The organism is Nocardioides sp. (genome assembly GCF_035429765.1).
Classification (GTDB): Bacteria; Actinomycetota; Actinomycetes; order Propionibacteriales; family Nocardioidaceae; genus Nocardioides.
This window is the reverse complement of sequence record NZ_DAOMFK010000189.1, coordinates 1-6285: the sequence shown is the minus strand read 5'-3', so window position 1 is coordinate 6285 and position 6285 is coordinate 1. Positions and strand designations below refer to the sequence as shown.

Sequence of the window (6285 nt, the reverse complement as noted above, 5' to 3'; positions counted from 1 at the left end):
TCGGCCGCGTCGGCCATCGCCGGGTAGCCGAGCAGCAGCAGCGTCCGGCAGGGCTCGTCGGCCACCAGCTCGACCTCGGCCTCGAGCACGACCCCGAGGGTGCCTTCGGAGCCGACCAGGAAGCGTTCCAGCCGGGCGCCCCGCTCGGGGAGCAGGTGCTCCAGGGAGTAGCCGCTGACCTGCCGGGAGAAGCGGCCGAAATGGGTGCGCACGTGCCCGAGGTGCGCGGCCACCAGGGACCTCAGCGCCGCCGGGGCCGCGCCGTCGCGACCGGGGAGGTCGAGGACCTCGCCGGTGCCGAGCACCACGGTGAGCGCGGCGACGTTGTCGGCGGTGCGGCCGTAGCCGAGCGCCCGCGACCCGCACGCGTTGTTGCCGATCATGCCGCCGACCGTGCAGCGGGTGTGGGTGGAGGGGTCGGGGCCGAAGCGCAGCCCGTGCCGGGCCGCCTCCCGCTGCAGGGTGGCGTGGACGACACCGGGCTGCACCACCGCTCGCCGCCGCTCCGGGTCCAGGGACAGGACCTGGTCGAGGTGGCGGGCGCAGTCGACCACCAGCCCCGGCCCGACGGCGTTCCCGGCGATCGAGGTGCCGGCCCCGCGCATGGTGACCGGCAGGCCGGCCCCCCGGGCCACCTCGAGCACCGCGACCAGCTCGTCGCGGTGCCGGGGGCGGACCACCAGGTCCGGGACCACCCGGTACAGCGAGGCGTCGGAGGAGTAGAGCGCGCGGGCCAGGGTGGAGGAGTCGACGTCGGTGACCCCGGCCCGCCGCAGCTCCTCGGCGACCTCTCGGGTCACCAGAGCTCCATCGAGTCCCGGAAGATCGCCGCCAGGTCCTCACCGGTGACGTCCTTCGGCGCGGTCGCCAGCAGCCGATGCTGGCGCAGCGCGCCCTCGACCAGGCCGTCCACGTCGGGGTCGGCGTACCCCACCGCCGCGAGGCCGGGTGGCAGTCCGACGTCGCGCATCAGCCGGCGCAGCACCTCCGGCAGCACGTCCGGACCGCTGCCGGTGGCCCCGGGGTCGAGCAGCCGCGCGGCAGTGAGGTGGCGCTCGGGCGCAGCCTCGAAGGTGAACCGGAAGGCCGCGGGAGCGGTCAGCGAGACCGCCATCCCGTGCGGGACCAGCGGCTCCGCGCTCGGGTACCCCTCCGGGCGGAACGACCGGACCCGGCCGGCGATCGGGTAGGCGTTCGCGTGCGGCACGTGCACGCCGGCGTTGCCGAACCCCAGGCCGGCGAACGTGGCGGCGAGAGCCATCTGCGTGCGCGCCTCGAGGTCGTCGCCGTGGGCCACCGCGGCCCGGAAGGCTCCGGCGAGGAGCGAGAGCGACCGCTCGGCCCACAGGTCGGCGATCGGGTTCGCCCCGCAGTAGGGGACCCGCTGCTCGGGCGTCTTGGCAGCGAAGTCGGCGTACCAGCGGGCGGTGTAGCTCTCCAGCGCGTGGCAGACGATGTCCATCCCGGCGGCGGCGGTGACCTGCGCGGGCTGGGTGAGGGTGAGCGCGGGGTCGACCACCGCCAGGGTCGGTCGCAGGCGGGGGTGGCTGATCCCGGTCTTCACCGCGAGCGCCAGCACGTCCAGGACGCAGATCGTGGTGCTCTCGCTGCCGGTGCCGGTCGTGGTCGGCACCGCCACCAGGGGCAGCAGGGGGTGCTCGGGCGCGCGGGCCCGGCCGACCGGCGCGTTCAGGTAGTCGGTCAGGTCGCCGGGGTTGGTGGTGAGCAGGTTCACCGCTTTCGCGGTGTCGATCGCCGAGCCGCCCCCGACCGCGACGACGGCGTCGAACGGGCCGGCCTCGCGGGCGACGGCGACCGCGTGCTCCATCGAGGCGTCGGTGGGCTCGACGTGGACCTGGTCGTACGTCGTCACGGCGAGTCCCCGGGCGGCCAGCTGCTCGGCGATGCGCGCCGGGTGGCCGGTGGCCGCCACCCCGGGGTCGGTGACCAGCAGCACCCGGCGGGCGGCGTACTGCTGGAGGTCGAAGCCGATCTCCGCCGACGCGCCTACGCCGAACTTCAGGCCAGGTGCGGCGTAGGTGAAGACGCTCTCGCGCTGCGTGGAGTCCGCCATAGGGGCCAGTGTGCCGTCTCGAGGCGGCCGCATGGGCTTCGGCTCGGCGGTCAGATCCCGAGCAGCCGGGCGGCCTCCGCGAAGGCCGCGTCGGGGTCGAGCACGTCCAGCAGCACCGCCTGCATGCCCGCGTCGGCGCCGGCCTGCGCGTAGCGTGGGTTGTCGTCGACGAAGACCAGGCTCCCCGCGGGCAGGTTCACGTCCGCTACGACGGCGTCGTACGCCGCGGGGGTGGGCTTGCGGACGCCCCGCTCGGTCGCGTCGAACACCACGTCGAACAGCGGGAACCACGCCTGGGCCTCGACCCACTCCCGCCCCTGGAAGTCCATCAGCTCGTTGCTGAACACGGCGGTGGTGACCCCGGTGGCCCGGGCTTGGCGGAGCAGGTCGACCGCTGCCGGCCGGGCCGGGTCGATCCCCGGGCTCTGGAACATCGCGCGCATCAGGTGCGGGTGGCCGTCGAGCGGGGCGCCGCGGCGGACCGCCTCCTCGGCGTTGCCGAGCCAGTAGTCCCGCTCGGTGAGCTCACCGGCCAGGTGGCGCTCCCAGAGCGGGTCGCCCCCGGGGTCGAAGGGCCCGCGGCCCGGGATCGTCCGCGGCGCCAGCCCGTGGAGCCGCTCGAACTCGTCGGCGATCTCCCAGGCCGACTTGAGGAGCACGACCCCGACGTCGAGCAGCAGCCCTTGCCTCCGTTGCACCCCAGCCACCGGCCCACGGTAGCGGCGGCGGGTCCGACGTACCCCCTGGTGGTTCCCCAGGGCGGGACGCTTCTGCGACCTCGCGGGGCAAGCCGTCACCTGTCGGGGGTTGCAGCCCGCGACAGGTGCGGGTTTCCCCGCCCGGGCGTGGGAAACCGACCGCGCCTCACCCCAGCGCGGCGCGCACCACGTCGGTCACCGGCACCGCACCCGAGGCCACCTCGGCCAGCGCCACCCAGGCGACCGCGTCGGTGGTACCGCCGACCTCGGCGACCCGTGGCTGCGCGTCGGGGGGCACGGTCGCCGCGAAGAGCAGGTGGATCCCGTGGAAGTCCTCGTGCCGTCCGGAGGGGGCGGTCCCCGCGAAGTGCAGGTCGTGCACGTCGAGCAGGTCTCCGACCCGGCACGCCACCCCGCACTCCTCGGCCACCTCCCGGGCCAGCGCCACGGCGGGCGGCTCCCCATGGTCGATCCCGCCGCCGGGCAGCGTCCACAGCCCCGGGTGGTGGGCGCGCGCGGAGAGCCGGGTCAGCAGCACGGTCTCCCCGCGCCGGACCACGGCGTACGCTGCGACCCGCTGCCGCTGGAAGGGCCGGTGGTCGGCCAGAGCCTGGAGGACCAGGGCGGCCACCGAGACCGTGCCGTCCAGCACGTCACGGAGCCGGATCCAGGCCGCCTCGGCGGTGGAGCCGTCCACCTCGACCACCTGGGGCTCGGGCGCGTCGGGGGGCACCCACCCGTCGTAGACGATGCGCAGCGCGTGTGCGTCCACCCGCCTCCCGTCCCGCCTGACCCCGGGCAGGTGGGCCGAGTAGACCCGCGCGGTGTCGCCCACCTCGGCGTCGAGCCCCGTCTCCTCCTGGATCTCGCGGACCACCGCGTCCCGCGGGTGCTCACCGTGGTCCACCCCCCCACCGGGCAGGGTCCACAGCTCCTCGCGCGAGATCCGCGGGGAGAGCCGGCACAGCAGGATCCGGTCGTCACGGAGCACCACGGCGTACGCCGCGACCCGCTGCTGCCGGGGAAGAGCCCTCACCCTGCCAACCTATGCCCGGCGCCCGTGCGGGTGCGGTCTACCCTCGCTAGGTGGGCTCCAGCTCGACCCGGCAGCGCGATCCATGGCTGGACAACACCAAGATGTTCCTGGTCACCGCCGTGGTGGTGGGGCATGCCTGGGGGCTGCTGATCTCCACGGGCTACGCGAGCTGGCTCTACGACTTCCTGTTCTTCTGGCACATCCCGGCGTTCGTGCTGGTCAGCGGCTACCTGTCCCGGTCGTTCCGGTGGGACCGCCGGCACCTGCGCTCGCTGGTCACCACCCTGCTGGTCCCCTACCTCCTCTTCGAGCCGGCGCTCTACTACTTCCGGCACTGGCTGGGGCAGGTCAGCACCGGCAACCTGTGGATCGTGCCGCACTGGACCATGTGGTACCTGCCGGCCCTCATCATGTGGCGGCTCGCGACGCCGCTGCTGCGGGTGAACGCCGCGGTGGTGTTCCCGCTCTCGGTCGTGGTCAGCCTGGTGGGCGGCCTGTGGTCGGGGCAGATCCTCTGCCTGGCCCGGGTGATGGGGCTGCTGCCGTTCTTCGTGCTGGGGCTCTACCTGACCCCGGCCTCGCTGAGGACCATGGACCGGCGCTGGGTGCGCGGGCTCGCGGTGCTCGCCATGGTGGGCATCCTGGTCGCCGCCCACTCCACCGACGAGTGGGCCCGCACCGCGTTCCTGTACTACGACGCCGGCTACCAGGACCTCGGCTGGCACCCGCTGCCCGCGATGCAGGTGCGGGCCATCGTGATCGGCCTCGGCATGGTGGGATCGCTCAGCGTGCTCGCCCTCATCCCTCGCCGCGGCGGCTGGTTCGCCGCGATGGGCTCGGCGACGATGATCGTCTACCTCTTCCACGGCTTCCCGATCCGCTACGCCGACTACCTCGGTTGGCCGGAGTGGGCGGTGGCGCACCCGGTCGTCGGGACACTGGTCACCACGCTGGGGGCGGTCGGCCTGGCGCTGCTGCTGGCCAGTCCGCCGGTACGCCGGCGGCTGGTGTGGGCGGTGGACCCGATCGGCAGCTGGGAGCGGCGTCGGGCCGCGCTCAGGAGAACGGCGGACGAGGGTCCCGGGCCAACGACCTCCGGCCCGCCCAGCGCCACACCCGCGCCGCCCGATCCCGGTCCTCGTCGGTGACCAGGTTGCCCATCCACCGCAGGGCGAGGGTCATCAGCCAGTCCGAGCGCATCCCGGCCGGGCCCAGGGTGGGCAGCAGCCGGGGCACGGTGACCAGCCCCGCCAGCCGGCGGGCGATGGAGAACGACTCGCCGTAGTGGTGACGCAGCAGCGCGGGCCAGGCGCCGGCCAGGTCGGCCGTCCCGTCGGCCAGCAGCTCCGCGGCGAACCGGCCGGTCTCCAGCCCGTAGTCGATGCCCTCCCCGTTCAGCGGGTTCACGCACGCCGCGGCATCGCCGACCAGCACCCAGTTGGGGCCGGCCACCCCGGAGACCGCGCCTCCCATCGGCAGCAGTGCCGAGGTGGGGGCCCGCAGGTCGCCGGAGAGCCCGAACTCCTCGCGGCGCTCGCGGGCGTAGAGCGTCATCAGCGGGCGGAGCGCCACGTGCGCCGGCCGCTTCGCGGTGGCCAGGGTGCCGACGCCGAGGTTCACCTCCCCCGTGCCGAGCGGGAAGATCCAGCCGTAACCGGAGAGGATCTCCCCCGCCGTCCCCCGCAGCTCCAGGTGGGAGCTGATCCAGGGGTCGTCGGACCGCTCGGAGGTGACGTAGGAGCGCCCGGCCACGCCGTACACCGTCTCGCGGTGCCAGACCCTGCCAAGCAGCTTGCCCAGCGGCGAGCGCACCCCGTCGGCGACCACCAGCCTTCGGCAGGCGACCTCGAAGCGCTCGCCCTCGCGGGAGAACTCCACGGCGGTCACCCGGCCGCCGTCGCGGCGTACGCCGACGGCGCGGACGCCGTCCAGCGCGGTGGCCCCGGCCTTGATCGCGGTCGTGCGCAGGTGGTCGTCCAGCTCGGTCCGCGCCACCGCCGACCCCCAGTCCGGCAGGGTGCCCCCGGGCCAGGGCAGCAGCAGGGTCTGGCCGAAGCCGTGGGCGCGCAGGCCCTGGTTCACCGTGTGCGCCCGCAGCCACTCCTCCAGCCCGAGCCTGGTGAGCTCGCCGACCGCACGGGGGGTGAGTCCGTCGCCGCAGGTCTTGTCGCGGGGGAACACGGCGGCGTCGGTGAGCAGCACGTCCAGGCCGGCCCGGGCCGCCCAGGTCGCCGCGGCGGAGCCGGCCGGCCCGGCGCCCACCACGAGCACGTCGGTGCTCAGTGGCTCACGCGCCCCGGCCCCGCCGGTCGCAGCGGCGGTCGCAGCGGCGGTCGGGGCCGCGGGTCGGGTCGGGTCGGGCACCGGAGGCGCGAGCGGTCGCAGGCCCCGCAGCCACGCGTCGGAAGGGTGCCTCGAGGACACCCGATGTCGGTGCGGCAGACCGTCTCGCCGCGCTCAGACCGAGCCGTAGAGCC

At 74.9% G+C, this 6285-nt stretch carries 6 protein-coding genes; 1 reads left to right on the top strand and 5 read right to left on the bottom strand.

The genetic code is table 11. The annotated features are described in order from the left end of the window. The 4 genes from PLP61_RS14030 to PLP61_RS14015 form a co-directional block, all read right to left on the bottom strand. Positions 1–800, bottom strand: an 800-nt coding sequence (locus PLP61_RS14030; RefSeq protein WP_324503367.1) for an FAD-binding oxidoreductase, incomplete at its 3' end; no start/stop codon positions are given. After that, on the bottom strand, positions 797–2074 hold the full coding sequence (locus PLP61_RS14025; protein ID WP_324503366.1) for a hydroxyacid-oxoacid transhydrogenase: 1278 nt from the start codon (positions 2072–2074) through the stop codon (positions 797–799). The genes PLP61_RS14030 and PLP61_RS14025, both read right to left, overlap by 4 nt. A 50-nt stretch (positions 2075–2124) precedes the next feature. Continuing rightward, positions 2125–2781, bottom strand: a complete 657-nt coding sequence (locus PLP61_RS14020; protein ID WP_324503365.1) for an HAD-IA family hydrolase — start codon at positions 2779–2781, stop codon at positions 2125–2127. A 157-nt stretch (positions 2782–2938) separates the two neighbouring features. Beyond that, the gene (locus PLP61_RS14015) at positions 2939–3808 is read right to left on the bottom strand and encodes an NUDIX domain-containing protein (protein ID WP_324503364.1); all 870 of its coding nucleotides are present in this window, start codon (positions 3806–3808) and stop codon (positions 2939–2941) included. Between the two features lie 50 nt (positions 3809–3858). Between PLP61_RS14015 and PLP61_RS14010 the strand changes: the two genes are divergently transcribed. Then, on the top strand, positions 3859–4956 hold the full coding sequence (locus tag PLP61_RS14010) for an acyltransferase family protein (protein ID WP_324503363.1): 1098 nt from the start codon (positions 3859–3861) through the stop codon (positions 4954–4956). On the opposite strand, the gene PLP61_RS14005 is transcribed toward PLP61_RS14010, so the two are convergent. After that, on the bottom strand, positions 4865–6172 hold the full coding sequence (locus tag PLP61_RS14005; protein ID WP_324503362.1) for a geranylgeranyl reductase family protein: 1308 nt from the start codon (positions 6170–6172) through the stop codon (positions 4865–4867). The genes PLP61_RS14010 and PLP61_RS14005 overlap by 92 nt on opposite strands. Positions 6173–6285: the final 113 nt, after the last annotated feature.

What these genes read in the sequence shown, in the direction of transcription:
- PLP61_RS14025 (WP_324503366.1), bottom strand. Translation starts at nt 2,074, where the DNA reads ATGGCGGACTCCACGCAGCGCGAGAGCGTCTTCACCTACGCCGCACCT.